Here is a 26,462-nt window from a genome sequence, read left to right on the forward strand (position 1 = left end):
AAACGGACGGCTGCGCGCGAAATCCTGCCGTCTTCCCGGCCGCTTCCCCCGCTTTCGCGGATTTGTCGGTGCGGGGCGGTAGCGTTTTATTATGAGTGCGCAGCAGCCTGAAGATGTGTACAGCCACGGCCACCACGAGTCGGTGGTCCGCGCCCACGCCTCCCGGACGGCGGAGAACTCCGCGGCGTTTGTGATCCCGCACCTGACCCCGGGGGGTTCTGTGCTCGACGTCGGCTGCGGGCCGGGCAGCATCACGTGTGATTTCGCCGGACTCGCCGCCCCCGGGAAAGTCACCGGACTGGACCGCTCGCCCGAGGTGGTCAGCCAGGCGACCGCCCTCGCGGCGGAGCGCGGCGTGCAGAACGTCGAGTTCGTGGCCGGCAACATCTACGACCTCGACTTCGAAGACGAGACGTTCGACGTTGTGCACGCCCACCAGGTCCTGCAGCACCTCACGGACCCGGTGGCCGCCCTGCGGGAAATGCGCCGCGTCGCCAAGCCCGGCGGGATCGTGGCGGTGCGCGACGCCGATTTCCACGGCATGAGCTGGTACCCGGCCGTCCCCGAGCTGGATGAATGGATGGAGCTCTACCAACGGATCGCACGACGCAACGGGGCGGAGCCCGACGCTGGCCGCCGCCTGGTTTCGTGGGCCCAGTCCGCCGGGTTCACCGACGTCGCGCCCTCCAGCAGCAACTGGCTCTACGCCACCGGCCAGCAGCGCCGTTGGCAGGCCCGGGTGTGGGGCGAACGCGTGCTGCACTCGGCATTCGCGGACCAGGCACTCGAATACGGCTTCGCCAACGCCGCCGACCTTGCCCGGATTTCGGCCGGCTGGCACCGCTGGGGTTCCACGGCCGACGGCTGGTTCCTGATCCCCAACGGCGAAGTGATCGCCCGGGCGTGAGTGGCGGTCCGTTATCCACATAACCGGTGCTGGCTCTGGAGCTCGAAGGGCAGATTTTTTAGCATCAAGACATGATCATCCAGGCAGGTTTTGACTTCGAGATACTCGCCCGCCCGCTCATCATCCAACACAACATGCTGATGCCAAGCCTTGTGCTGATCTGCCTGGACGCGGACATGCAACTAAGCGACGTGGATGTCGTCCCCGGGGATTTCGCGGGCTGCCTGGTCCCTTTCCAGGATGCCGTCCTCGCGGGACTGGACCCGGACGACACGAAGTACTTTGCGATCGCCCATCCCGGCAGCTTCGGTGCAAGCTGCGGCTATCCGGATCCGGTTCTGGACGAGGCCCATGACTTGGAATCGAAGGCGGCCGAACGGGGCATGCAGCTGATCGGCCACTTCGCCATCGACGAAACGGGCTATATGTCTGCCCGCGCCCGCTCGTACTTTGACCAGTATCCGCGTCACGCGGACCTGCCAAGGACCATGTTCCACTGGTCGCATTCAAAGCATGGCAGGTGTGGCTGAGCCCTTGCGCATGCCGGATCTTCCGGGTTCACACCAGCCATTCCCCGCCGGCGGATCAGCCGCTAGGGTGCACTCAGACACCCTGTGACGAGGAGGAAGCATGCGCAACGTGACGGCCGGCCTGTTCAGTTCCGTGGACGGCGTGGTGGAAGACCCGTTCCTGTGGCAATTCGACAGCTTCGATGAGGAGCTGGGCGCGGGGATGAACGAGATGATGGGCCGGATCGATACCGGGCTCCTGGGCCGCGTCGGGTACCAGCAATGGGCGGAGTACTGGCCGAACGCCGAAGCCGACGCCGACTTCGGCGGGTTCATCAACCCGCTGCCCAAATATGTGGCGTCCCGCACCCTGACCGGCGAGCTGGCGTGGCAGAACTCGCAGCTGATCGCGGGGCCGCTGGAGGATTTCGTCGCGGGCCTGAAGGACGGCGACGGCGGCGACATCGGCGTGTTCAGTAGCATCTCGCTGGCCCGCCAACTGTTCTTCGCCGGGCTGCTCGACAGCCTGATGCTGATCGTCCATCCCGTGATCGCGGGCAATGGCCGCAGGCTCTTCGCCGACGGCGATCCGCTGACCCGGCTTGAGCTGCAGTCGTCCCAGCAGACGAGCAAGGGCAACATGATTCTGAGCTACGGCCTGCGCGGCAGCTGAGGGGAGAGCCTGGCTCCCGATAACCTCCCGACGGCCGGCAGCACCCGGCGTGAAAGGGGCGTCCGCGGCCGTAAACTGAATCAGTGCAACCCTCCCTTTGGCTGGCCCTGGCCGGCGCCGGTGTCCTGATCAGCTTTACGCCCGGCGCGGGCGCCATCAACACGATGAGCAATTCCCTGAACTCCGGCTTCCGGCGTTCCATCTGGGGGATCCTCGGGCAGCAGGCCGCGCTGGTGGTGCACATCGTGATCGTGGCCCTCGGCGTGGGGGTGCTGGTGGCCAGCTCTCCGGTCGCCTTCAACGTGATCCGCTACGCAGGCGCCGCCTACCTTGTCTACCTGGGCATCCAGCAGTTCCGGCACAAACCCGACCTGGACCAGGAAAAGGCCGCCGCGCTGCGCAACGAGCCGGCATTCTCCATGTTCCGCCGCGGCCTGTGGGTCAACCTGTTGAACCCCAAGGCGATCGTGTTCTTCCTGGCTTTTATGCCGCAGTTCATCCGCCCGGAGAACCCGCTCCTGCCGCAGTACCTGACCCTGTCAGCCACGGTGATCGTGATCGACATCCTGGTCATGTGGTTCTTCTTCGCGGCCGCAGCCAAGACCTTCCAGCGTTTCACCCACGACGCCCGCGGCCAGCGCATCCTCAACCGGACGTTCGGCGTGCTGTTCATGGCCGTCGGCGTCATGCTGGCCCTTATCCACTGACGGGCCCAGGCTACGGCCAGTTATGGCTGGATGGCGCTCAGCTTCCGAAGGTCGGCCTTCCTGATCTTGCCGCTGGCGGTCCGGGGCATCTCATCGACAAACAGCACGGACTTGGGAATCTTGTAACGTGCCAGGCGTCCATCCAGGTACCGTCTGAGCTGCTCTTCCGTGAGGTGGGCACCCTCGCGCAGCAGAACCACAGCCCGGGGCACTTCACCCCATTTCTCATCCGGCACGCCAATCACGGCCACGCTTCCCACCGCCTCGAGTTCCGTGATGGCCTGCTCCACTTCTGCGGGATAAATGTTCTCGCCGCCGGAGATGATCATGTCCTTGATCCGGTCCGAGACGAAGAGGAACCCGTCGTCATCCTTGTATCCCATATCGCCTGACTTGAACCAACCGCCCTCTGCATAGGACTTGGCGGTGGCGTCCGCGCGGTTCCAGTACTCGGGGATCACGTTCGGGCCCTTTATCTGGATCTCGCCGGCCGTCCCCGGCGCAGCGGTGTCCCCGTCGAAGCCGGCGATTCGCACATCGGTGAAGAACTGCGGAAGTCCGGCCGATCCAGCCTTATCCCTGGACCGGGCCGCCGGCAGGGTGGTGGCGCCCGGCGCAGTCTCGGTCATGCCGTAGCCATTGGAGAACCGCATGCCGCGCGCTTCATACGCCTCCAGCACCCGCATCGGCACCGCTGACCCGCCACAGGTGAGCTTGTTCAAGGAGCTGAGGTCCGCCGTGGCCCACGCCGGGTGCTCGGCGAGCATCTGATAGGTGGTCGGCACCCCGCTGATGGTGGTCGCCCGGTGCCGCTCAATGAGTTCCAGTGTCCGGCCGGGGTCGAACTTCGGCTCCAGCACCACAGTTCCTCCCTTGAGGAGGGTGGGCAGGACGCCCATGTCCAGCGACGCCACGTGGAACATCGGCGAAATCATCCGCGCCACGTCTTGCGAGGAGAAGTCGAAATCAACGATCACGTTGATGCAGTTCCACGTGACGTTGCCGTGGGTCAGCAGGGCCCCTTTGGGCCGGCCCGTAGTCCCGGAGGTGTAGAGGATCATGGCACCGTCGTCCAGCGTGACCGGTTCGTCGACCGGCTGGTCCGAACCGGAGGCCACCAGGTCCGCAAAGTCCTCCACCGCCGTCGGGCCCCCGGCGGCTCCAATGCGCACCGCCGGGTTATTGCCGGCGCCGGCATCGTCTACGACGACGAGCCTTGCCACTGCCGTGCCGGCCGACCCGCGGGCTGCCAGGTCGCCGAGGCTGCCTGCATGGACCAGTACCCCGGCGCCGCAGTCCTGCAGCTGGAACTGGATTTCCGGGGGTGCCAGCCGCGTGTTGAGCGGGACGAAAATGGCACCCAGGGTGCCGCACGCAAAGAGGGTTTCCAGGAAGGACGGGTGGTTCTCGCCCAGGTAGGCAACCCTGTCGCCCTTGGCCACGCCGCGGTCCCCCAGGGCGTTGGCGAGGCGGACGGTCCGGTCCGCGAACTGTTCATAACTAAGTTCCCGGTCACCGCTGATCAGGGCGGTCTTGTTGCCGGACTTCGGGCGGCGACGTTGCAGCCACGAACCGATGCCAAAATTTTCCACGGCGAATCCTTTCTACTGTGAGGTTAGCCCGTGTGAGGGGACCCGATGAAGGGTCAGGCCCGGACGGCGCGGAGGTCGTTGTTCTTCGGTTCCCGGGTCAGCAGGATGAAGACGATGGAGACGACCGACATGATCGCCAGATACCAGACCACTGATGCCGTGTCCTGGCCTGAGTCCTTGAAGATCTGGGCCACGATGCCCGGAGTGAACCCGGCCCCAAGCAGGGTTGCCAGCTGGTAGCCCAGGGACGCCCCGGTGTAGCGGGAGGTGGTGCCGAACTGCTCGGACACGAAGGCCGCCAATGGACCGAACAGTGTGGAGTGGATCATCAGGCCGATGGCGAACGCCACGAAGATCAGCATGATGTTGTTGGAGGAGAGCAGCTGGAACATCGGCACCAGGTAGATGATGAAGAGAACCAGTCCGCCGATCATCACCGGCCGCCTGCCCACCCTGTCGGAAAGCCGGCCGCCCATGATCACGAACACGATGGAGATCAGGGAGGCAGCAGCAAAGGCGTACAGCACGCCCTGGCGGTCGGCGCCCTTGGAGACGGCGTAGGTCACCGAGAACGTGGCCAGGACCACCTGGAGCGCGAAGCCTGCGGCGCCGGCGAGCATAGTGAAAATCAGGGTCTTGGGCCGCCGCAGGACCTGTACCAGGGGCGCGGCCGGCTTTGCCGTGATTCCGGCGCCGTTTGCCTGCGCCGCGCTCTCCCGCTCAGCTTTTTCCTGTTCAATGGCGGCTTTGAAGATAGGGCTTTCGGAAACCTTGAGCCGGACGAACATGCCCACGCCCAGCAGCACGAAGGAGAGCAGGAACGGCACCCGCCAGCCCCAGGCGAGGAACTGATCGTTCGGGAGCGCTGAGAACGCGCCCATGATCAGGGTGCCCAGGACGGCGCCGGTGGGCGCCCCGGCGTTGACGAACGAGGCGGCAAAACCGCGTTTGCCTGATTCGGAGTGCTCCAGCGCCATGAGGGCGGCCCCGCCCCATTCACCGCCGACGGCGATGCCCTGGAAGACACGAAGAATCACGAGGAGCACCGCACCCCAGGGGCCGGCCACCGAGGCACCCGGGACCAGCCCGATCAGGGTTGAGGCCACGCCCATGACCAGCATCGAGATGATCAGCATGTTCTTGCGGCCCATCCGGTCGCCGAAGTGGCCGAAGATGATGCCGCCAACCGGGCGGGCCACGTAGCCCGCGGCAAACGTGCCGTAGGCGGCCACCACGCCTACCCAGTCGTCCATGCCGCTGAAGAAGACCTTCGGGAAGACGATCGCCGCGGCCGTGGCGTAGAGGAGGAAGTCGTAGTACTCGATGGTGCTGCCCAGGTAGCTGGAGGCAATGACGGTGCGCGCTTCCTTGCGTCGCTCGGCGGTGCCCATCGCTTGAAGCTGAGTGAGTCCTGACATGGTTGTTCCTTTGAACAGAGGGAGGGTTCGTAGAGGGGGCTTTTTACTTGTAGAAGCGGGCGAGGAACTCGGCGACGACGGCGGGCCGCTCCTGGCCTTCGATCTCGATGGTGTTGGCGACCTTGATCTGGGCACCGCCCTTGACCTCGGTCACTTCGCTGATGGTGGACCGCATCCGGATCCGCGCGCCCACCTTGACCGGGGACGTGAAGCGGACTTTGTCCAGTCCGTAGTTGACCTTCGTGGTGACGCCGTCGACGTCGAACAGCTCGCCCCAGAAAGGGATGATGAGCGAGAGGGTGAGGAAGCCGTGGGCGATGGGGGCGCCGAACGGGCCGTCCTTGGCGCGTTCCGGGTCAACGTGGATCCACTGGTCGTCACCGGTGGCGTCGGCGAACTTGTTGATCTGTTCCTGGGTGATTTCGCGGTACTCGGTGACCCCGAGATCGGTGCCGGCGAGCGTGAGCAGTTTGTCGAAATCGACGACGAGATTGGGCATGATGTCCTCCTGGAGGGCTGGGTGGGGCAGGGAACTGTCCGACGGCGGTGCCGGAGCGGGGTGTGTTGGATTTGGTGGGTGCCGGGGTCAGCGGGTGAAGGCGCTTTCGCCGGTCAGGGCCCGGCCGACGATGAGGGCGTTGATTTCGTGGGTGCCTTCGTAGGAGTAGACGGCCTCGGCGTCGGCGTGGAAGCGTGCGACATCGGTTTCAAGGGTGATGCCGTTGCCGCCGACCACTTCGCGGGCCAGGGCCACGGTTTCGCGCATCAGCAGGGATGTCTGCATCTTGGCCAGGGCGGAGTCCTGGTCCCGGTAGATGCCGTTGGACTGCTGCTCGGTGAGCCGCACCACGAGAGACAGCGCCGAGGTGACGTTTCCGAGCATCCGGGCCACTTTTTCCTGGACCAGCTGGAAGGATCCGAGCGTGCGGCCGAACTGCCGGCGTTCCGTGACGTAGCGCAGGGCCGCCTCGAATGCACCGGCCGCGATCCCGGTGGCAATCCAGGCGACGTCCGAGCGCATCGCGCGCAGCATTGCCGCGACGTCCCGGAAGGACTCCACGTTGTGCAGGCGCATCGATTCGGGCACCCGTACGCCCTCGAGGGTGATGTGGGCGTTCTGCATCATCCGTAACGCGGTCTTGCCGTGGATCTTCTCCTGCGTCACGCCGGGGGCTTCCCGCTCGACGAGGAAGGCCTTGACCTGGCCGTCGGCCACGTCGCGGGCAAACACGGCCAGGACGTCCGCGGTGGCGGCGCCGCCGATCCAGCGCTTGGCGCCGTCGAGGATCCAGGTGTCGCCCTCACGGCGGGCGGTGGTGGAGAGCCCGCCGGCGATGTCGGAACCGGACTCCGGCTCGGTCAGCGAGAAGACCCCCTTGAGCGAGAAGTCGATGACCTTCGGCATCCATTCGGCCTGCTGTTCCGCGGAGGCACCGACCCGGATCGCGGTCCGGAACAGTCCGGCCTGGGCTGTGTAGAAGGTGGCGAGCGAGGCGTCGGTGCGGGCGAGCTCGAAGATCCGGAAGCCCTGGTAGATTCCCCGGGCCGGGCTGCCCTCCGGGCCGCGCAGTTCGGCCGGCTCCATCAGGTCCAGGCCGATCAGCGGCTCGGCGAGCTCATCCGGGAACTCGCCGCGTTCCCAATAGTCCGCCAGCAGCGGCCGGGCCTTCTCGTCGAGGAAGGTCCGCAGCCTGCCCAGCACGCGGCGTTCCCCCGCGGTCAACAGGGACTCGGCGTCGTAGTAGTCGCAGACGCCGTACAGCCGGGTTTGTTGTTCGGTATCGACAGTCATCTCAGCCTCCCAGTCCGAGCAGGCGGACGGCGTTGTGCTTGAGGATCTTGGGCCGGACCTCGTCCTTGAGCGGCAGGTCCGCAAAGGCGCGCAGCCACTTCTGCGGGGTGATCAGCGGGAAGTCGGTGCCGAAAAGGACCTTGTCCTGCAGCACGGAGTTGGCCATCTTCACCAGCGATTCCGGGAAGTACTTCGGGGACCAGCCGGAGAGGTCGATGAAGACGTTGGACTTGTGCGTGGCGATGGAGTTCGCCTCGTCCTGCCACGGCACCGAGGGGTGGGCCATGATGATCTGCAGTTCCGGGAAGTCCGCCGCGACGGCGTCCAGCAGCAGCGGGTTGGAGTAGCCCAGCTTGATGCCGTAGCCGCCCGGGAGCCCGGCGCCCATGCCGTTTTGTCCGGTGTGGAAAATCGCCGGGAGGCCGAGTTCCTGCAGGGCGGCCCAGAGCGGGTAGAACTGTTCGTTGGAGGGGTCAAAACCCTGTAGGGACGGGTGGAACTTGAACCCGCGGGCACCCAGGTCGATGGCCTGGTGCTTGGCGCCCTGGATGGCCTCGGCGCCGGTCCGTGGGTCCACGCTGCCAAACGGGATCAGCACGTCGTTGTTCCGCGCGGCGCCGGCGACGAGGTCTTCGATGCTGTTCGGCTCGTGTTTGAGCTGGGTGCGGGCATCGACGGTGAACACGACGGCGGCCATGTTCAGTTCGCGGTAGACCTCGGCGATCCGGTCCAGCGACGGGGTGCGGTCCTCGGACTTGAAGTACTTGGCGGACGCTTCGCTGAGGGCCGACGGCAGGGATTCGTGGCCGTGGCCGTCCACCTCAAGGTGGACGTGCATGTCGATCGCGTCGAGCTTTGCCGCGTCGATGCCGAGTTCATAGCGCTGGGAGGCCATGTCAGCGGACCTCTGCCGGTTCGGGCTTGAGCTCTTCCGGAAGCGGCAGGAATTCCTCGCCGACGCTTTGCAGCTTGTCGCCGAAGAGCTTGCCAAAGTTTTCGATCAGGTCGGCATAGCCCCAGCCACCTTCGCGGTACTCGGTAACGGCAGCCCCCGGGTGGGTCCAGAGCTGCAGACGGTCCCCGCCGGCGCCGATCGCCTGGCCGGTGATGCCGGCAGCTGCGTCGGAGGCGAGGAAGGCAACGAGTCCGGCGACGTCGTCGGCGGTTCCGAACCCCAGATCGTGACGGAAGAAGGCCGGCATGGCCTCGCCGCGTTCGTCCGCTTCGACGGCCTTCTGGAAGTACGGGACGGTCTTGGTCATGGCGGTGGCGGCCACCGGGATGACGGCGTTGGCGGTGACGCCGGCCTTCTTCATTTCCAGCGCCCAGGTGCGGACCATGCCGACGATTCCGGCCTTGGCGGCGGCGTAGTTGGTCTGGCCGAAGTTGCCGCGCTGGCCGGTGGGCGATCCGATGGTGATGATGCGGCCGGCGATACCGTTTTCCTTGAAGTAGGCGAACGCTTCGCGGGCGCAGGTGAAGGTGCCCTTGAGGTGGACGTTGATGACGAGGTCAAAGTCCTCGTCCGTCATCTTCAGCAGGGACTTGTCCCGCAGGATGCCGGCGTTGGTGACCAGGATGTCGAGCCGGCCGAAAGCCTCCACCGCTTTCTGCACGAGCTGCCGGGCGGCTTCGGTGCTGCCCACCGGAGCGACGACGGCGACGACGCGGCCGCCGTCGGCCTCAATGGTCCGGACCGCTTCAGCGGCCACGTCGGCATCCACATCGTTGATCACGACGGCGGCGCCCTGGCGGGCGAGTTCCCGGGCGTACGCCAGACCCAGGCCGCGGCCGCTTCCGGTGACGATTGCTACTTTCCCTGACAGGCTCATGCTGCTCCTTTGCACTGCGCCTTGCGGCGGATATCCCAGGGAGCCTGCGTGTGATGCACATCTCCCTTGACTGCTTCAATTAGAAACTTAATCCTTGAGAATGTCAATGATTTATTTCTGCATCCAATCAGCTTCCCCACCCGCCGCATTCACCGCTCCCGGTGCACGCTTTTCGCAGGCGCGGTGCACGTGGGATCATTGAATAATTCAACGACCCGGCTGGCTACCCGCCCGAAAGGCACCATGACACAACAGGTACACCTCGCCGCCGAAAGCTCCGGCGAGGCTTCCACCCGGCTGGCGGAATCAAGCATCAGCACTGACATAGGCTTCCTGCTGGCCAAGCTGCACGCCGCCGGCAGCGTGCTCAACAACGCGGCCCTTGCAGAGTTCGGGCTGAAGGAGCGGTCCTACTCCGTGCTGGCGCTGGCCTGCGGCAATCTGGGACCCACCCAACGCGAACTGGCCGAGTTCCTCAGCCTGGATCCCAGCCAGATCGTGGCACTCATTGATGAGCTGGAACAGCGCGGCCTCGTGGAAAGAAAGCCGGGACCCTCAGACCGGCGGCAGAAACTGGTGTCCGCCACAAAAGCAGGCCGCACCCTCCACGCTGCCGCCCAGAAGGCAACCCAGGCCGCCGAGGCGCGACAGCTGGTCATGCTTACCGGCGAGGAGGTGGCGTCTCTGCGGTCCATTCTCCGCAAGGCCGTCTGGTCCGGGAGTCCCGCAGGCCAATAGTTCAAACCTTGCAAATATGATGTGACAAAGCCTGTAACATCCACCGCCGGGAACTAGCCAAGCGGACACCGATCATCCATGCTTGCACTATGACCTCAGCGCCGAGCCAGTACCGGATCATCGCGGTCTGCACCGGGAACATCTGCCGGTCGCCGATGGCCGAACTGATGCTGGCGGAGGCCATCGCCGCGGATGGCCTGGCCGGCGCCGTCGTTGACTCGGCGGGGATCACGGCCTACGAAGTGGGCCGCCCGATTGATCCGCGGGCCGCCCGCAAACTCACCGCCAACAGCATTTCCTCGGAACGTCACGTGGCACGCGAATGGGACACCAGATGGTTCCACAACCGCGACCTCATCCTTGCCCTGGACGTGGACCATTTCGGCTGGTTGCAGCAGGCCGCACCGGACCGCGAATCCGGGTCCAAGATCCGGATGCTGCGCAGCTTCGATCCGGCCGTCGCGGGCAAGGATCCCCTCGACCAGGGCATCGACGACCCCTGGTACGGCGGCCACGCGGACTTCGACCTCACCTGGGACCTGATCCACGCCGCACTGCCCGGGATCGTGGCGCATGTCCGGACGGAGCTGTCCCGGCGTCAACGGCCCGGCGGGCAACAACCGGGCAGTGATCAACCGGGCAGTGATCAACCCAATGCAGGGCAGCGGGTACGCTCTAAATCATGAGTCCCGCACCCGTCATCATCGCCATCGACGGACGATCCGGCGCCGGCAAGACCACCTTGGCGATCGAGCTGGCGGCGACGCTCCGCGAGCACCACAAGGTCTCCCTCTTCCATCTGGAAGACATCTATCCCGGCTGGAACGGGCTTGTGGCCGGCGTCGAGCGTTACGTCTCCACGGTCCTGGCCCCGCTGCACCGCAGCGAGCCCGCCGAATGGGTCAGTTGGGACTGGACAGCCCACTACGACGGCGCCACCCGCACCACCCAGCCCGCTGAAATCGTCCTGGTGGAAGGCGTGGGTGCTGCCGCCGCAGCCGCCCTCCCCTTCCTGGCCGCCGTAATCTGGGCCGATTCGCCCGAACAAGACCGGCGCAGCAGGGCCCTGGCCCGCGACGGTGAAACGTACGAACCGTTCTGGGACAAGTGGGCCGCCCAGGAGCAGGAGTGGCTGGCCGGGGATGACGTTCCGGCCCGCGCCGATGTCCGGGTGCTGAACCGTGCCGACGGCGCCGCGCCTGCGGAAGTACTGCAGTCCCTCTTGTACCTGCCGGCTCTGGCTTCGGTGCTGCTGCCCGAACGCAGTGCACGCACCGGGCTGGAGCTGCAGGCCGAACGGATCGACGCCGTCCCGGACCCGGTCCTGGTGTTCGAAGCCCTTTTCGGCGGCTCGGCCAATGCCGTCTGGCTCGACTCATCGCTGACGCCCGTGGCGCCCGACGGCGGTGCGGCGGCGGAACGCAGCCGCTTCAGCATCCTGGCGGACGACGGCGGCCCTTACGGACAGTCGGTCCGGCACAACTCGGGGACGACTTGTGTGAGCGTCGGAAACGCCAGCGTCACCACCGAGGGGCCGTTCTTCCGCTGGCTCGACGGCGTCTGGGGCCAGCCCACACTCCGCGGCCCCAAGGACTACCCGTGCGGGTTCACCTTGGGCTGGCTCGGCTACCTCGGCTACGAACTCAAACGTGAGACCGGCGGCAGCGACGTATCGGCCGGGACCCCGGATGCCTGCCTGCTTTTCGCCGGTCGCGCAGTGGTCCTGGACCACGTGGAGCGCACGGTCTGGCTGCTGGCGCTGGGCGCCGCAGACGCCGGAGACTGGCTGGCTACTGCCCGCTCCGCCATCACCGAGGCAAGCAACCGAAAGCCGGCCGGCGCCGGCCACGTCCTCGAACCCCGCGCACCCGGCCACGGCGGCCCGGACTTTACGGCCCGGGACTCGGAAGCATCCTATAAGTTCAAAATCAGCCGGGCGCAGCACGAGATTACCGAGGGCAACAGCTACGAGGTCTGCCTGACCACCGCACTGACCGCCAATCTTCCCGCCGCGACCCTCGAGCCTTGGCAGGCGTACCTGATGCTGCGGCGGGGCAATCCCGCGCCGTTCGCCAGCTACCTGCGCTTCGGTGACCTCACTGTGGCGAGCACCTCGCCGGAGCGGTTCCTGCGGATCGCGCCCGACGGTGCCATGCGCGCCGAGCCGATCAAGGGCACCCGGCCCCGGGATGCGGATCCGGCACGGGACGCGTTGCTGCGGCACGAGCTCGAGTCCTCCCCGAAGGACCGCGCCGAGAACATCATGATCGTGGACCTGCTCCGCAACGACCTCAGCCACTTCGCCGTGCCGGGCTCGGTATCGGTCAGCAGGCTCTGCGCGATCGAAAGCTACGCCACAGTGCACCAGCTGGTCAGCACCATCGATGCCCGCCTCAAACCGGGGATGCCCCGGGCCGAGGCCGTTGCGGCGTGTTTTCCCGCCGGCTCCATGACGGGCGCCCCCAAGGTCAGCACCATGGCCATCCTCGACCGGCTTGAGGGAGCACCCCGCGGCGTGTACTCCGGCGCGATCGGCTATTTCTCGCTCAACGGCGCGACCGACCTGGCCGTCGCCATCCGGGCCCTCGTTCTCACTCAGCTGCCCGGCGGCCGCGCCGGGCTCAGCCTCGGCGTCGGCGGTGCCATTACGGCAGACTCCTCACCCCAGGCGGAGTACGAAGAGATCCGGACCAAGGCCTTCGGCGTTCTCACTGCGCTGGGCGCGCAGTTCCCGGCCGGCTGACTCGTTCGCTGCGGCGCTACTGCAACGTGGCCGTCAGGCGGGCCACATTGTCCACATACTTTACCCCCACGGGCCGCCGCATCCAGTCCTCGAGCGTCAGTTCGCGCGAGAGCCCCCGGTAGGTGTCGGCCACGGCGCTGACGCGTCGCACCACGTCCGCGCCCAGGAGCATCACTGAAACCTCAAGGTTCAGCGAGAAGGAGCGCATGTCCATGTTGCTGGAGCCCAGCACGGCGACCTCGTCATCGATGGTGAAGTGCTTGGCGTGCAGCACAAACGGCGCCTTGTACAGGTAGATGCGTACCCCGGCTTCGAGGAGCGCCTCATAGTAGGACTGCTGGGCGTGGTGGACGAGGAACTGGTCGCCCTTTTCCGAGACGAACAGCTCGACCTCCACGCCGCGCTGGGCTGCCGTCGTCACGGCGTACAGCAGTGAATCGTCCGGGACGAAATAGGGGCTGCAGATCGAAATATTGTGCTGGGCGGAGTAAATCAATGTGGTGAAAAGCCGCAGGTTGTTTTCCGTGATGAAGCCGGGGCCGCTGGGAACCACCTGCGCCGTCACGTCGCCTGCGTGTGTTTCGGGCCGGTGCGCGAGCTGATCCTCGAGGGACTCGTCCGTTTCACTGAGCCAGTCCGTGGCGAAGACGACGTTGAGGGTGGTGACAATCGGCCCGCGCAGGCTCGCCATCAGTTCGACCCATTCGCGGCCGACTTTGCGGTGCCTGGGGTTGTTGTAGGAGGGCTCGATCAGGTTCTGCGACCCGGTGAAGGCAAGCTCGCCGTCGATCACCATGATCTTGCGGTGGTTGCGCAGGTCCGGCCGGCGCCATTGACCGTGCACAGGCCGCAGCGGCAACATCGGCCGCCAACGGATTTTGCTGGCCTTGAGCCGGGCGATCAGCTTGCTGTAACCCTGGATGCGCAGGGTGCCGAGGTGGTCAAACAGAAGCCGGACTTCGACGCCGCGCTCGGCGGCCTCTTCCATCGCGGTCAGCAGATCGTCGGTGACGTGGTCGGAGCTCAGGATATAGAACTCGGCGTTGACAAATGACTCTGCTTTACGGACGGCCGCTGCCATCGCCTTGATCGAGTCCGGGTAGCCGGGCAGGAGCTCCACCTGGTTGCCGTCCACCATCGGCAGTGAACCGAGGGTTTGGTTCAGTTCCGCTGCGGAGGCCACCCATTCCGGGCCGCTGTACCGGCTTTCCTGCATCGCCAGATCGGCGGTGCCGGCCCGTACCCGGGTATTCACGGCGTCCTGCTGCGCACGGCGCCTGCGGGACAGCCTGAAGTTGCCAAAAAGCAGGAACAGGACCAAGCCCAGTGCGGGGACAAAAAAGATGATCAGGAGCCAGGCCATGGCCGTGGTGGGACGTCGGTTTCCGGGGATGATGCCCAGTGCCAGCACCCGGATCCCCAGGTCCACGACGGACAGGATCAGCAGCATCCAGGGCGGGAGTGTCTCCGCCAGCGAAAATGGCCACAGCACAGGTGAACCCCTCAAGTTCCAGACCCGCGGAACCTTTCCGGAACGGGCAACCGTCAAATCCTATCCCGTGGTCCGCGGCGCTAAGCTAAAGTCATGAATTCTCCTGCCGGTGTTCCCGGCCCGGCCCCGGTGCTGGTCTTCCTGGATCCCGCGTTCGACGGCGGCCGGGTGGCCGATGCCACGAAGCCGCAATTGATGGCGACGGACCAGGGGGCCACCCGCGGCGACGGTGTTTTCGAGTCGCTGCTGGCCGTTGGCGGGCAGCCACGGAAGCTTCAGGCGCACCTGAATCGGCTGGCCGGTTCCGCCGGGTTGCTGGAGCTTGACCTCCCGGCGGAGGAGCGCTGGCGCCGGGCGATCGCGACGGCCATCAGCGAGTACCGGGGCCGGCACGTACCCGGCGCCGGAGACTCAACGGACGACGAACTCGTTGTTAAACTGCTCGTGACCCGGGGCGTTGAAGGCGCGGCGGGGCCCACCTGCTGGGTCCAGGCCTCCGTCCCCGGCGCCATCGGCCGGCGCCAACGTGAGACCGGGATCGACGTCATCCTGCTGGACCGCGGCTATGACAGTGAAGTCGCGGAACGGGCGCCCTGGCTGCTCATGGGCGCCAAGACGCTCTCCTACGCCGTCAACATGGCCGCGCTGCGCTACGCGCATGCCCGGGGTGCCGACGACGTTATCTTCACCTCCGCGGACGGCAAGGTCCTGGAGGGGCCGACGTCGACTGTCCTGCTTGCCCATCTGGAAACCGCCGACGACGGTGCCGGCGGCGTGCGGACCCTCCGGCGGCTCATAACCCCGCAGCTCGACAGCGGGATCCTGCCCGGCACCTCGCAGGGTGCCCTGTTTACCGCGGCGAAGGCCGCCGGCTGGGAGCTGGGCTACGGACCGCTTGAGCCCCGCGACCTCTACGACGCCGACGCCGTGTGGCTCATCTCGAGCATCCGGCTGCTGGCGCCCGTCAACCACATCGACAGCAGGGAAATCGGCACCCCGGAACAGCGCAAGCAGCTCACCGCGGAGCTCAACGCGCTGTACGCCACCATCGGGTAGGCACAGTGATCGGGGCAGCTTTCAGGCCCTGAGCTGCGCGCGTGGCCGCTGGGCGCCGGCGGTACCGGATCCCGTTCGGACGGGATTGTTCCGGCGGAGTACCCTCTCCCGGACTTCCTGGACCAGTGCGGCGATCACGGCCAGGCTCGTAAACAACGAATAAAACGGCATCAGCGGCAGCGCACATACATGCCGCAAGTCTTTCCACGCCCGGTTGGCGCCCAGCGCGCACACCGGCAGGACCAAAGACACAAGCAGGCCCAACCAGGCCAGGACCACCCAGTCGACGCCGGCCGGCGGGCGGTAGCCGGCCGCAAGGAGGACGGCCACGCCGAGGAGCAACGGGATCTGAAGCGCAGGAAGGACCACCATGGTAATGGCGTGGAACACCAGCTGCGTTCCGAACGGGCCGTACCGGAGATTGCCGATCAGATCTTTGTGCAAGGCCATGGTCTGCAACAGGCCGAGGTACCTGCGGACCCGTCGGCGCCAGAGGCCGCCAACGGTCAAGGGAGACTCCGCCAGGACAACAGCCCTCGGGGCGTATACCACCCGGTAGCCTGCCTTGTGAACCCGCCAGGCCAGTTCCAGGTCTTCGCTCACCGTGTCCTGCCGGAACAGTCCCACGTGTTCGAGCACACTGCGCGGGAAGGCGCCGATGGCACCCACGTCGGTGGGTATACAGCCGACTACCGCCAGGGCGCGCCGGACCAGGCCGCCGCCGATGTGGCCGGTGAAGGTTAGCACCCGGCCCTGGACCCCTTTGACCTTCACCGGCCGGCCATCACCACAGACCGCGCCGGTTCGCTCGTCGTCAAATCCGCGGAGCATCATCCCGACGGTGTGCCGGGAAAGAATGACGTCCGCATCGATAAACATCAGGATCTCGCCGGCGGCGTTGCGGATCCCGAAGTTCAAGGCCGCCGCCCTGCCGGCGTTGGCCTGCGCCAGAACCTTAATCCGGGGATCCCTGGCAGCGAGAGCCGCCATAATCGTGGCGGTGCAGTCCGTTGAACCGTCATCCACCAGGATCAGCTCGTACCGGTCGTAGCGGGTGCGCTGAATCGATCGGACGCAGTTCTCAATAGCGGCTGCCTCGTTGAATGCCGGGACAATTATCGACACACGGGGCCACGCATCGAACATCGTGGGGACTTCGCGGCGTCGGCGATGGGCGCTCCGAAGTTCGAACCAGACGGCAAGCGGCACAACGAGCAGTTTCACCAGCCCGAACAACAGGACCGGCAGCCCGAGGAGGACGAGCGGGAACTGGGCCGCCGGGAGCGCTGCGGTGACGTTCATTTCAACCCATGGCATCGGCGAACGGCCCCATGCAGTGCCGGAACGACGCCGGGTTGAAGGAGGGCAGGATAAAGGACGCCAGCACCGCATCGAGCAGCTCAGGCGCGAGTCCGCTGTTCGATCCGAAGCGGGCGTTCACCGCCAGAACCACGGGTGTCCCGTCGGCGCGTCGACGAACGTCCACCTCCACAGGCCCCGTGAGGCCCAGCGCGCGGACCGCAGCCATCGCCACGTTGCCCACGTCGATCGCTTCGCCCGCCTCGGCCCGGCGAGTGGTCACGGCGTTGCCAACGATGCGGTCCGCCGGCCCAACCTTCGCCACAACAACCGCAAACGGCGCGGCACCGTTGTGCGCCGGTGTTCCGAAAACCATGGGCCGGTACTCGTTTCCGGGGATGAATTCCTGGACGATGCGGCTGTCCGGCAGTCGCTGCCAGTCCATTTCCGTGCGGCCATCGACGACTGTCACGACCCGGCCGCCTCGGGACGCCCGGGGTGAGACGACGACCGGTCCGCCCAGGGCGGCCATTGCAGCGTCCGCACCGGCGAAGTCGCTGGGCACGCCGAACCGGGGCACGGGAACGCCCGCTGCATGTAGTTGCCAGGCCGTAAAGAGCTTGTCATGGGCCAACGCCACCGGGCCCGGATCGCCGATCATCACACGTACGTCCGCTCCGAACGCCGCCCGGAACGCGGCGAGCTGCGGCAGTTCCTCGCTGACCGTGGGAATGACAAGATTGATGCCTTCCTGGCTAACCAGTCGCCGAAGTGCTGATACCCGTTCCGCGTCCGTCGCGTGCGGGACGGGGAACACCGTGAATCCTGCCCCGTCCGGCAGCTCGAGGATGTCCGTCCCGAGGACAGGAATGTCGCGCGCTTTCAGTTGGGCCGCGATGGCCTGGCCCGCAGGGCCGCAGGCGCCGGTGACCAATACGCGCGGCCTCACCGCTGTGCCGTCCTGGCAGCCCGGACCCGGCCATCGCCGCCGGCGTCCGCACCGGAGGGCCGGTTCGGAATCAACCCTTCCGTTACCTGGCGGCCGGGTGTGCTGATAACAGCGGCCAAGGCCGTGCTCAGGAGAATAATGAGTAGAACATATATCGCGGCCATAGCAGTCCCCTTCCCTTGTTAAAGGCCCGGCAGTCGACGGCGCCGCACCGGCCTAACTGGCTGGATCATCAGAGCCGGCCGCAAAACTGAGCGATCCTCGGATGGCGTTTTAGGGCCTGGCGACTTCCGTGGCGCTGGTCCTTCAGTAAAGTCGCGCCGACTGCCAAAAGTCCCGAGTAGGAACTACCCGAAAGCCTCCCCGGTTCAAATTCGAGGCCCCGGGGGTTTGTACCTGTGTGCAATCCCCCGAGTACGTGGATGGGGACGCTGGCATGACCGCTGGCGAATGGCTTATGAACAAACCTCCGTTTCCACCCCGCTCCTTAACATGACGGCCGCCGCCGTGCGGTCCGGCGTCACAGGTGTTACGTTCTTTGGGAGTAATGAGAACCGGCGCCAAGCCCTGACTGGCCGGTCGGCAACCCTCCCTTCCGCGGCGGGGTGCCTCAGGTGAGTACTCGGCATATCGACCATTCGAGCTGCAAGCGTGAAAGAAGGAGATCCGTCATGCCTGACGCGTCCACCGCTGCTGTCCCCCGGACAGCAGCGAACAAAGCCCCGGCCCCGTCCCCCGCAGTCGCCGGTGCCGCCGAGCAGAAACTGCTGTACCGTCTGTTCACCGGAGCCGATGACCGCGCCTTCTGCGAGCGTGTATCGGCCGCCCTCACCGAGGGCTACGTTCTGCACGGCGGCCCGGCTGTCACGTTCAACGGCAGCAACGTCGTCGTGGCCCAGGCACTTGTGCTGCCGGCGGCGATCGCCAACGCCGATGCGGCCGTCGCCAGCGCCGTGGACGATCTCGACTTCGACGGCGGGGGCCACGCGTGAGCTACGCCGGGGACCTCAGCCCGCAGGAGGCCTGGTCCAAGCTCGGGGACGGCGCCATCCTGGTGGACGTCCGCACCGAGGGTGAATGGGCCAGCGCCGGAATTCCGGACACCAAAGCGACGGAGAATGATCCGCTCTTCATCCAGTGGAGCCTCGCCGGCGGCATCCCCAATTCGCAGTTTCTGGCGCAACTGAGACAACAGGCCCCCGAAGCCGGCGGCACCGAATTGTTGTTCCTGTGCCGCTCGGGCGCGCGCTCCGTCGCGGCCGCAATCGTCGCCACCGAGGACGGTTTTACCTCCTTTAACATCCTTGAGGGCTTTGAGGGCGAACCCGACGGCGAGGGCCAACGCACTGTCAACGGCTGGAAAAACCGCGGCCTCCCCACCAATCTCGGAAGACACTAAGTGACATTCAACCCTGATGCCGCCGACTGGAGCGCGGACACCCAGGCCGTCCGCGGCGGACTCGACCGCACCGGATTTCAGGAGACGTCAGAACCGGTCTTCCTGAACTCCGGCTTCGTCTACGAATCGGCGGCCGCCGCGGAACGCGCCTTCGCCGGCCACGACGAGCGTTTCGTCTACTCCCGCTACGGCAATCCCTCTGTGGCGACGTTCCAGGAGCGGCTCCGGCTGCTCGAAGGCACCGAGGCCTGCTTTGCCACGGCGTCGGGCATGTCCGCTGTCTTTACTGCCCTGGGTGCCCTGTTGGCCGCCGGCGACAGGGTGGTGGCGGCCCGATCGCTGTTCGGCTCATGCTTTGTGATCCTGAACGAGATCCTGCCCCGCTGGGGCGTCGAGACGGTCTTCGTTGACGGCCCGGACCTGGTGCAGTGGCGCGAGGCGCTCGCCAAACCCACCACTGCTGTCTTCTTCGAGTCGCCCTCGAACCCAATGCAGGAAATCGTGGATATCGCGGCAGTGAGCGAAATGGCGCACGCGGCCGGGGCGACGGTCGTCGTCGATAATGTCTTTGCCACTCCCCTGCTGCAGCGCTGCGGGGAGCTCGGCGCGGACGTGATCGTCTACTCCGGCACCAAGCACATCGACGGCCAGGGTCGCGTCCTTGGCGGCGCGATCCTGGGCACCAGGGATTTCATCGAGGGCCCGGTCAAGCAGCTGATGCGCCATACCGGCCCGGCACTCTCGGCCTTCAACGCATGGGTGCTGACCAAGGGCCTGGAGACGATGGCCCTGCGGGTGAACCACTCCTGTGCCTCCGCGCTGCGGCTGGCCGAGTGGCTTGAGGAGCAACCCGCGGTCAGCTGGGTCAAGTACCCGCTGCTGCAGTCCCACCCGCAGCATCAGCTGGCCGCCCGGCAGATGAAAGCCGGCGGCACCGTGCTGACCTTCGAGCTCGCCGCGTCCGCCGGGCATTCGGCGAAGGAGGCTGCGTTCGCGCTGCTGGACGGGTTGCGGATCATCGATATCTCCAACAACCTCGGCGATTCGAAGTCGCTGATCACCCATCCCGCCACCACGACGCACCGCGCTATGGGGCCGGAGGGCCGTGCGTCGATCGGGCTCAGTGACGGCGTGGTGCGCCTCTCGGTGGGACTCGAGGATATTGCGGACCTGATCCGCGACCTCGAGCAGGCGCTCAAATCTTGCTAGCGCCGTTTGCGGTGCTTGAGTTGGCAGATAGCGGCGATGCCTTGGCGGAGAACTGCCGTGAACTGCACACTCAGCGCCGCCGGACCGGGCCCAGCGTTGTGCTCCCGTCGGCGGGTTCCCCGGTGTCCGGTCCCGGCACGGTCGCCGCGACGGCGCGTTCAACGACGGCGGACAGGCCGCCGGCGTCGAACGGTTCCCTTTGCAGCTGCGACCCGGTGCCCTCGGCGAGCATCCGACTAACACCATGGCGCACCAAGTCCAGCTCGCCCTGATCCACCAGCACGGGCGCTACGAAGTCCACCAGGGCATGGACCACTTCGGCAGCCGGGGCTGGGACGAAGGTCCCGAAGTCCAGCAGCTGCCCGCGCAGTCCGCAGTTGCTGGCCTGCCAGGCGGCCATCCGCAGCAGCAGCGTCGGCACCGGGGCGGGATCAACGCCGTCGTGCCATTCCCGGGACGCGGACTCCACAAGCGCACGCACCAGCACGGCGATCAGCGCGGCGTCCTCGGCCCGCAGGCAAACGTCTGCGACCCGGACCTCCAATGTGGGATAGTGCCGGCACAGCCTCGAGTCGAAGTAGACCATTCCTTCATCCATCAGGACGCCGCTTTCCACCAGACGGTTTACGACGCGGCGGTAGACCGGAAGGCTGCCGAAGATCATGGTGGGGCCCGATCCCGGCCAGCGGTTCCAAGCCTGGGTGCGGTAGCTTTCGAATCCTGTCTCAGCACCGTTCCAGTAGGGCGAATTTGCGCTCAGGGCAATCAGCACAGCAAGTTTGTCGCGGATCCGGTCCATCACTGCCACACCCTCTTCCGGAGACTCCACAAGGGTGTGGACGTGCAGGCCGCAGGTGAGCTGGTTCCGGACGGTGCGCCCAAAACGCTGCTGCATGGTCAGGTACCGCTGCTTCGGCGTCAGGTGGGTTGCCGAGCCGAGCGGCGACGTGCCGAGGGCGGCGATCCGGCCGCCATGCACCCTGGCGGCGCGGTCCGCGAGGGCACGGCCCTGCCTGAGCTGCCGGAGCAACTCGGCGTACTCCAGGCACGGCCGGGTCCGGGATTCAAGCTGTTCCAGCTTGAGCTCATAGCTAAAGTTCGGTTCCTCATAGACCGGCGGCTGCGCGGAACCGGCCCGGCCGGAGGCCCGCTTCGGGGGTTCCAGCCGGGGCAAAATGGCGTCGGCGAGGGGAAGCGGCATCCCGGTTTCGGGGTCCACGATGAGCAGTTCCTCCTCCACACCGAAGGTGCGCATGATTCCATTGTGCGCCAGGTCTCCGTGAAGCGCGCCGCCTCGCTACGGGGTCGCTCAGTCCTGGAAGTACTCGATTTTGGCGCCGAGGGTGTTGAGCCGCTCGGCCAAGTCCTCGTAGCCTCGTTCGATCACATAGATATTGCGCAGTTCCGATACGCCGCGGGCGGCGAGCATCGCCAACAGCAGGCAGGCAGCGGGTCGGAGGGCCGGCGGGCAGCCCACCTCTGCCGCACGCCATTTGGTGGGGCCGTTGACGTAGATCCGGTGCGGGTCCAGCAGCTGCACCTGCGCGCCGAGTTTGTTCAGCTCCGTCAGGTAGATCGCCCGGTTGTCATAAACCCAGTCGTGGATCATCGTCTGGCCCTGGGCATTCGCGGCGATGACCGCGAAGAAGGGCAGGTTGTCGATGTTCAGCCCGGGGAACGGCATGGGGTGGATCTTGTCCTCGGGTGCCCGCAGTACCGAGGGCCGGGTGGTGACATCCACCAGCCGGGTGCGCGCGTTGCGGGCCAGATACTCCCCGGACACTTCCAGCTGCTGACCCATCTGTTCCAGCGTCGCGAGCTCGATTTCCATAAATTCGATCGGGACGCGCCGGACGGTCACTTCCGAGTTTGTGACAATGCCGGCGGTGATCAGGCTCATCGCCTCGATCGGATCTTCGGACGGGAAATATTCAACATCGACGTCGACGGAGGGGCGGCCGGTGATCTTCAGCGTGGTGGTTCCTACGCCGTCGATCCGGACCCCGAGCATCTCCAGGTAGAAGCAAAGGTCCTGCACCATGTAGTTGGGGCTGGCGTTGCGGATGACTGTGGTCCCGCCGCGGTGGGCGGCTGCCATGATGGCGTTTTCGGTAACGGTGTCGCCGCGTTCGCTGAGCACAAAGGACCGGTCCGCCGCGTCCGCGGGCGGCGCCTGCACGGCGTAGTAGCCGGACTTGGCGTCCACGCTGAGGCCGAACTGGCGCAGCGCCTGCATGTGCGGCTGCACCGTGCGGGTGCCAAGGTCGCAGCCGCCGGCATAGGGCAGCCGGTATTCGGCGGATTCGTCCAGGAGCGGGCCCAGCAACATAATGACGCTGCGGGTCCGGCGGGCTGCCTCGATGTCCATCGCGTCAAGGTCCAGGGCCGCGGGGCGCCGGATCTGAAGATCACTGGCGTTGAGCCAAACGCATTCGACACCGATACTCGTCAGCACCTCGACGATCCTGTTCACTTCTTCGATGCGTGCGAGCCGGCGCAGGGTGGTGGTGCCGCGGTTGATCAGGCTGGCGCACAGCAGGGCGACACCTGCGTTTTTGCTGCTGTTGACGTCCACCGAACCGGACAGGGTCCGGCCGCCTTCCACCCGCAGATGCGTCATGGCGGGCCGCCCCACCTTAACGATGCTCCGGTCAAAAATAACCTCAAGACGCTGGATCATTTTCAGGCTCAGATTCTGCTTGCCTTGTTCCATTCGGGCGATGGCGCTCTGGCTGGTTCCCAGCTCGGCGGCCAGCTGGCCCTGGGTCCAGCCTTTTTGCCCGCGGGCATCGCGGAGTAACGCACCAACGTGTTCAGCAGTCTGTTGAGTCATCCCGCAAAAATATCATGGGTGACGTATTCCTCCGGTCATTTCAGATAAGACGCCGGAAAAATCGCTGCGATACCCGTTCCGTGCGATAATTATCGCTATTGCCGGGCAAGGAAGACCATGTTCCAGGTGCCTGCCGCCAACGACGCCGCGACGGCGGAACCGGCGATCAGGAGTCCGCCGAGAACCACCCAGACGTCCAGGGCGCTGAAGGTGGATTTCCGTGCCCAGGTCCGCGGCGCATCGCCGAAGCCGCGGGCCTCCATAGTGACAGCGAGGCGGGAGGCGCGCCGGACGGCCTGCACCAGCAGCCCGAAGCTCTGCCCCAAGGTGGCGCGGAGCCGCTGCAGGGGGTTCCCGTGGGAACCCACACCGCGGGCACGGCGGGCCATCCCAATGGTGTGCCACTCTTCGGCCATCAATCCCACAAGACGCATCGCGGCAAGCGTTCCGAGGACAAAGCGGTGCGGGAGTTTCGCGTTCTGCGCGAGGGCGTCCGCCAGGTCCGTGGGATCCGTACAACTCATCAGCAGCACCGCCGGCAGCGCGATGGCCAGCCCGCGGACCATAAAGCCGACCCCTAGCTCCAGGGAACCGTCGCTGATGGACCAAATCCTGGCATCAAGCAGAATACGGCCGCTGTCCGGCGCCAGGATGGTGGTACTCCAGCCGCCTAGCGCCGCGGCCGTGATCAAGGGCCAGCCACGGAGCCAGAGTAACCCGGGTCGCAGCCCGGCCAGCGGAAGAAGTGCCAGAACCAGGGCCAATGCCACCGAGGCCGACACCCAGTCGATCGACAGCGCCAGGGCAAGGGTAATGAACACAACGGCGGCGAACTTCGAGAGCGGGTTGGCCCGGGTCAGCAGGGCATGATTGCCGCGCAGCGTCAGTTCCTGTCTCATGGTGTGCTCAACGTCCCGGCCCGCGGCGCACGGGGGCCAGCTCATCGGGCTCCGCTTGATCGGGGGCCTGGAGGCTGAGTTCGGTCCCTCCGAGGACGTGGCTGAATTCGGCGTCGTGCGTCACCGAGACGACGGCGGTGCCGGCGTCGAGGAGTTCGGAAAGGAACGAGGCCAGTTCGGCCCAGGTGTTGGCATCCTGGCCGAAGGTTGGTTCGTCGAGGATGAGGACGTTCGGATGGGCTGCCAGGACGGTGGCCACCGACAGGCGACGTTTCTCGCCCCCGGAGAGTGTGTACGGGTTCGCGTCCACGAGCTCCGCCAGCCGGAGCCGCTCGAGCAGTTCGTCGACGCGTTCCTCGCCGCGGCCCAGGTGCCGGGGGCCGAACATCAGCTCATCAAGTACCCGCCCCGTGACGAACTGGTGCTCAGGTTCCTGGAACACTGTGCCGATCCTTGAGATCAGCTGCCGGGCCTTCCACTTGTACGGATCGCTCCCGGCACCGGAGCTGAGTTCCGGGGTGGCCGAGACCGTGCCGGAGACCGGCGCGAGCAGGCCCGCGAGCGTCAGGGCGAAGGTGGACTTTCCCGATCCGTTGGGGCCGGTAATGGTCAAGGCCTCCCCGGCGCGGACCCGGGCAACAATGCCGGACTGGACGGGCGCCGGCGGAATGGGTCGAAAACCGCCCCGGAGGCCCGCCCGGCGCGGCCGTTCGCGGGACACGGCCAGGTCCTCAGCGGCAAGCAGCAGTCCCGCTGTCGGGGTGCGGGCAATCTGGCCACCGGGCGCCCCGGCGGCGGCCCTGCCGACGGCCGAGGCGGCGGCCGATGCCGGGCCGGCGGGCCGCGGCCGGTGACGCGTCCGGGTCTGCGGCACGTAACCGGGCACCCAAACACCCGCCGCGGTGAGCATGTCCCGCGCCTGGTCCAGGACCTGGTCCGGCGGTCCGTCGATCAGCACCGCGGTGTCCGTCGCCGAGCCCGGCTGCAGCACCACAATCCGGTTCACGAGGTCTTTCCAGACGGCAACCCTGTGCTCCACGACCACCAGGGTAGCGCCGGTCTTGTCCAGGCAACGGCCGACGGCATCACGAAGCTCCAGCACTCCGGCCGGGTCCAGGTTGGCGGTGGGCTCGTCGAGGAGAATCAGTCCGGGGCGCATCGCCAGGATGCCGGCGAGGGCCAGGCGCTGCTTCTGGCCGCCGGACAGCGCCGACGTCGGGTGGTCCAGCGGCAGGCGGCCGAGTCCGACGTCGTCGAGCGCTTCCGCTGCCCGGGTCCAGATGTCGGCCGGGGGCACTGAAAGGTTTTCCGCCCCGAAGGCGACGTCGTCGCCCAGGCGCGAGAGCACCACCTGCGTCTCCGGGTCCTGCTGCATCAGCCCGGCCCGGCCGCGCCGCTCCCGGGGTGATGCCCCGTCGATCAGCAAGCTGCCGGTCTCCTCGGCATCCCCGTCGTCCGCCGGCCCGCGGCCAGCGGCTCGCCCGGCGTCCCCGCCGGGCGAGTCGCCGAGTACACCGGCCAGGGCGTGGAGGAGCGTGGATTTGCCGGCACCGGATGGTCCCAGCAGCAGCACACGTTCCCCTGCCTGAATGTCCAGGTCAAGGCCGCGGACTGCGGGCCGGGTCCGGCCCGCGTGCCACCAGCCCCAGCCACGCGCGGTGATCGCAGCCGGGCGGACCCGGTCGGAGGATGTCATCAGCCGTGTGCGCGGGTCAGGAAAAGACCGGCTCCGCGGCCGCCTTGCGGGAGGCGAAAGAGCCCAGCACCCCAGTCCTGGCCAGGGCCCGGGTGGCGAGCCAGGACAGGCCGCCGGCGATCACGGCGCCGGAGATCACAGTGAAAACGATGTAGGCCAGCTTGTCACCGGAGGCATAAGCGATGTTCCAGCCCCAGGGCAGGAACGAGTCATTCAAGCCGCAGAACAGGCCCGCCCCGGCGCCGGCCAGCAGTGCCACCGGCAGGTTGAATTTCCCGTGAAAGGACGGCACATTGAACTTCTTGTAGAGCACCGCGGCAAAAACCAGCTCGGCGCCGAGGCCCTGCAGGATGCCTGAGATCAGCACTGTGGTGCCGTACTGCGAGCCCATGATCAGCTCGCCGGTGGCGGCCACCGATTCGCAGAACAGTGCAGCACCCGGCTTGCGGATGATCAGCATGCCCAGCACGGCCGGGAGCATCCAGCCTCCGGCGTAGAGCCCGGTGAGCGGCGGATAGAACGCATTAACGGGGGCAGAAACCAGGTTGGCACCCTGGGACCAGGCCCAGAAGATCACGCCGCCGGCAACCGCAATGAGCGCCGCCACCACAATGTCCACCACACGCCAGTTGTGGCTGTACCGGACGGGCGCGCCGGCTGATCCGGGTTGTACGGATCCGGGCTTGGCAGATGTATCAGTCATATCGTCCTCCTGAGGA

Annotated in this window: 25 protein-coding genes and 1 riboswitch; of the genes, 11 read left to right on the forward strand and 14 right to left on the reverse strand. The window is 66.5% G+C overall.

All coding sequences use genetic code 11. The features are described from left to right. Window positions 1-91: 91 nt before the first annotated feature. From QMG72_RS13430 to QMG72_RS13445, 4 genes are all read left to right on the forward strand, one after another. On the forward strand, window positions 92-907 hold the full coding sequence (locus QMG72_RS13430) for a methyltransferase domain-containing protein (RefSeq protein ID WP_282358963.1): 816 nt from the start codon (window positions 92-94) through the stop codon (window positions 905-907). Between the two features lie 71 nt (window positions 908-978). Beyond that, entirely contained in the window at window positions 979-1,437 is a 459-nt protein-coding gene (locus QMG72_RS13435) for a hypothetical protein (RefSeq protein WP_283480791.1), read from the forward strand. A 100-nt stretch (window positions 1,438-1,537) separates the two neighbouring features. Next, window positions 1,538-2,089, forward strand: coding sequence for a dihydrofolate reductase family protein (locus QMG72_RS13440; RefSeq protein WP_253031835.1), 552 nt, complete (start codon window positions 1,538-1,540; stop codon window positions 2,087-2,089). 83 nt (window positions 2,090-2,172) lie between these two features. Next, window positions 2,173-2,796 carry a LysE family transporter gene (locus QMG72_RS13445; protein ID WP_024367074.1) on the forward strand — a complete coding sequence of 208 codons (624 nt, stop codon included), beginning with the start codon at window positions 2,173-2,175 and terminating at the stop codon, window positions 2,794-2,796. 20 nt (window positions 2,797-2,816) lie between these two features. Here QMG72_RS13445 and QMG72_RS13450 read toward each other — a convergent pair whose 3' ends face one another. The 6 genes from QMG72_RS13450 to QMG72_RS13475 form a co-directional block, all read right to left on the reverse strand. After that, a complete protein-coding gene (locus tag QMG72_RS13450) occupies window positions 2,817-4,388 on the reverse strand; it encodes an acyl-CoA synthetase (RefSeq protein WP_283480795.1) in 1,572 nt (523 codons plus the stop codon). A gap of 53 nt (window positions 4,389-4,441) precedes the next feature. Then, window positions 4,442-5,806 (reverse strand): MFS transporter, encoded by a 1,365-nt coding sequence (locus tag QMG72_RS13455; RefSeq protein ID WP_283480796.1) that lies wholly within the window; start codon window positions 5,804-5,806, stop codon window positions 4,442-4,444. 43 nt (window positions 5,807-5,849) lie between these two features. Beyond that, a complete protein-coding gene (locus tag QMG72_RS13460; protein ID WP_226760581.1) occupies window positions 5,850-6,305 on the reverse strand; it encodes a MaoC family dehydratase in 456 nt (151 codons plus the stop codon). Window positions 6,306-6,392: 87 nt separating this feature from the next. Then, entirely contained in the window at window positions 6,393-7,598 is a 1,206-nt protein-coding gene (locus tag QMG72_RS13465; RefSeq protein WP_282358979.1) for an acyl-CoA dehydrogenase family protein, read from the reverse strand. A 1-nt stretch (window position 7,599) separates the two neighbouring features. Next, entirely contained in the window at window positions 7,600-8,493 is an 894-nt protein-coding gene (locus QMG72_RS13470) for an amidohydrolase family protein (protein WP_282358980.1), read from the reverse strand. Window position 8,494: 1 nt separating this feature from the next. Beyond that, a complete protein-coding gene (locus QMG72_RS13475; protein ID WP_226775236.1) occupies window positions 8,495-9,430 on the reverse strand; it encodes an SDR family NAD(P)-dependent oxidoreductase in 936 nt (311 codons plus the stop codon). 243 nt (window positions 9,431-9,673) lie between these two features. Here QMG72_RS13475 and QMG72_RS13480 point away from each other — a divergent pair, with 243 nt between their 5' ends. The 3 genes from QMG72_RS13480 (at window position 9,674) to pabB (ending at window position 12,911) form a co-directional block, all read left to right on the forward strand. Then, window positions 9,674-10,168, forward strand: a complete 495-nt coding sequence (locus QMG72_RS13480; protein WP_253031829.1) for a MarR family winged helix-turn-helix transcriptional regulator — start codon at window positions 9,674-9,676, stop codon at window positions 10,166-10,168. Window positions 10,169-10,257: 89 nt separating this feature from the next. Next, window positions 10,258-10,854 carry a low molecular weight protein-tyrosine-phosphatase gene (locus QMG72_RS13485; RefSeq protein WP_282358981.1) on the forward strand — a complete coding sequence of 199 codons (597 nt, stop codon included), beginning with the start codon at window positions 10,258-10,260 and terminating at the stop codon, window positions 10,852-10,854. Continuing rightward, window positions 10,851-12,911: an aminodeoxychorismate synthase component I gene (gene pabB, locus QMG72_RS13490; protein ID WP_283480797.1), complete on the forward strand. Its 2,061-nt coding sequence runs from the start codon at window positions 10,851-10,853 to the stop codon at window positions 12,909-12,911. The genes QMG72_RS13485 and pabB overlap by 4 nt, the downstream gene beginning before the upstream one ends. A 16-nt stretch (window positions 12,912-12,927) precedes the next feature. Here the strand turns inward: pabB and cls are convergent, their stop codons facing one another. Continuing rightward, on the reverse strand, window positions 12,928-14,361 hold the full coding sequence (gene cls, locus QMG72_RS13495) for a cardiolipin synthase (protein ID WP_283480814.1): 1,434 nt from the start codon (window positions 14,359-14,361) through the stop codon (window positions 12,928-12,930). A 135-nt stretch (window positions 14,362-14,496) separates the two neighbouring features. On the opposite strand from cls, the gene QMG72_RS13500 reads away from it, so the two are divergent. Next, on the forward strand, window positions 14,497-15,459 hold the full coding sequence (locus QMG72_RS13500) for an aminodeoxychorismate lyase (protein WP_283480798.1): 963 nt from the start codon (window positions 14,497-14,499) through the stop codon (window positions 15,457-15,459). 21 nt (window positions 15,460-15,480) lie between these two features. Here QMG72_RS13500 and QMG72_RS13505 read toward each other — a convergent pair whose 3' ends face one another. Next, window positions 15,481-16,761 carry a glycosyltransferase family 2 protein gene (locus QMG72_RS13505; RefSeq protein ID WP_283480800.1) on the reverse strand — a complete coding sequence of 427 codons (1,281 nt, stop codon included), beginning with the start codon at window positions 16,759-16,761 and terminating at the stop codon, window positions 15,481-15,483. Window position 16,762: 1 nt separating this feature from the next. Continuing rightward, window positions 16,763-17,707, reverse strand: coding sequence for an ATP-grasp domain-containing protein (locus QMG72_RS13510; protein ID WP_282358988.1), 945 nt, complete (start codon window positions 17,705-17,707; stop codon window positions 16,763-16,765). A 543-nt stretch (window positions 17,708-18,250) separates the two neighbouring features. Then, a riboswitch (SAM riboswitch) is annotated at window positions 18,251-18,365 on the forward strand. A 13-nt stretch (window positions 18,366-18,378) separates the two neighbouring features. On the opposite strand from QMG72_RS13510, the gene QMG72_RS13515 reads away from it, so the two are divergent. From QMG72_RS13515 to QMG72_RS13525, 3 genes are read left to right on the forward strand one after another with little or no spacing between them, the layout of a single operon-like run. After that, on the forward strand, window positions 18,379-18,699 hold the full coding sequence (locus QMG72_RS13515) for a DUF1737 domain-containing protein (protein WP_253031823.1): 321 nt from the start codon (window positions 18,379-18,381) through the stop codon (window positions 18,697-18,699). Further along, window positions 18,696-19,106 (forward strand): rhodanese-like domain-containing protein, encoded by a 411-nt coding sequence (locus QMG72_RS13520; RefSeq protein WP_282358991.1) that lies wholly within the window; start codon window positions 18,696-18,698, stop codon window positions 19,104-19,106. The genes QMG72_RS13515 and QMG72_RS13520 overlap by 4 nt, the downstream gene beginning before the upstream one ends. After that, window positions 19,107-20,315, forward strand: coding sequence for an O-succinylhomoserine sulfhydrylase (locus QMG72_RS13525; protein WP_283480802.1), 1,209 nt, complete (start codon window positions 19,107-19,109; stop codon window positions 20,313-20,315). Window positions 20,316-20,385: 70 nt separating this feature from the next. On the opposite strand, the gene QMG72_RS13530 is transcribed toward QMG72_RS13525, so the two are convergent. The 5 genes from QMG72_RS13530 to QMG72_RS13550 all read right to left on the reverse strand — a co-directional run bounded on the left by QMG72_RS13530 (window position 20,386) and on the right by QMG72_RS13550 (window position 26,446). Then, a complete protein-coding gene (locus tag QMG72_RS13530) occupies window positions 20,386-21,570 on the reverse strand; it encodes a glutamate--cysteine ligase 2 (protein WP_282358994.1) in 1,185 nt (394 codons plus the stop codon). 54 nt (window positions 21,571-21,624) lie between these two features. Then, a complete protein-coding gene (locus QMG72_RS13535) occupies window positions 21,625-23,148 on the reverse strand; it encodes a UDP-N-acetylglucosamine 1-carboxyvinyltransferase (protein ID WP_226775225.1) in 1,524 nt (507 codons plus the stop codon). A 95-nt stretch (window positions 23,149-23,243) separates the two neighbouring features. Continuing rightward, entirely contained in the window at window positions 23,244-24,047 is an 804-nt protein-coding gene (locus tag QMG72_RS13540) for an energy-coupling factor transporter transmembrane component T family protein (RefSeq protein WP_283480803.1), read from the reverse strand. A gap of 7 nt (window positions 24,048-24,054) precedes the next feature. Then, on the reverse strand, window positions 24,055-25,743 hold the full coding sequence (locus QMG72_RS13545) for an ABC transporter ATP-binding protein (protein WP_283480804.1): 1,689 nt from the start codon (window positions 25,741-25,743) through the stop codon (window positions 24,055-24,057). Between the two features lie 16 nt (window positions 25,744-25,759). Then, the gene (locus tag QMG72_RS13550; protein ID WP_282358999.1) at window positions 25,760-26,446 is read right to left on the reverse strand and encodes an ECF transporter S component; all 687 of its coding nucleotides are present in this window, start codon (window positions 26,444-26,446) and stop codon (window positions 25,760-25,762) included. Window positions 26,447-26,462: the final 16 nt, after the last annotated feature.

Source organism: Pseudarthrobacter sp. PH31-O2 (assembly GCF_030063265.1).
GTDB lineage: Bacteria > Actinomycetota > Actinomycetes > Actinomycetales > Micrococcaceae > Arthrobacter.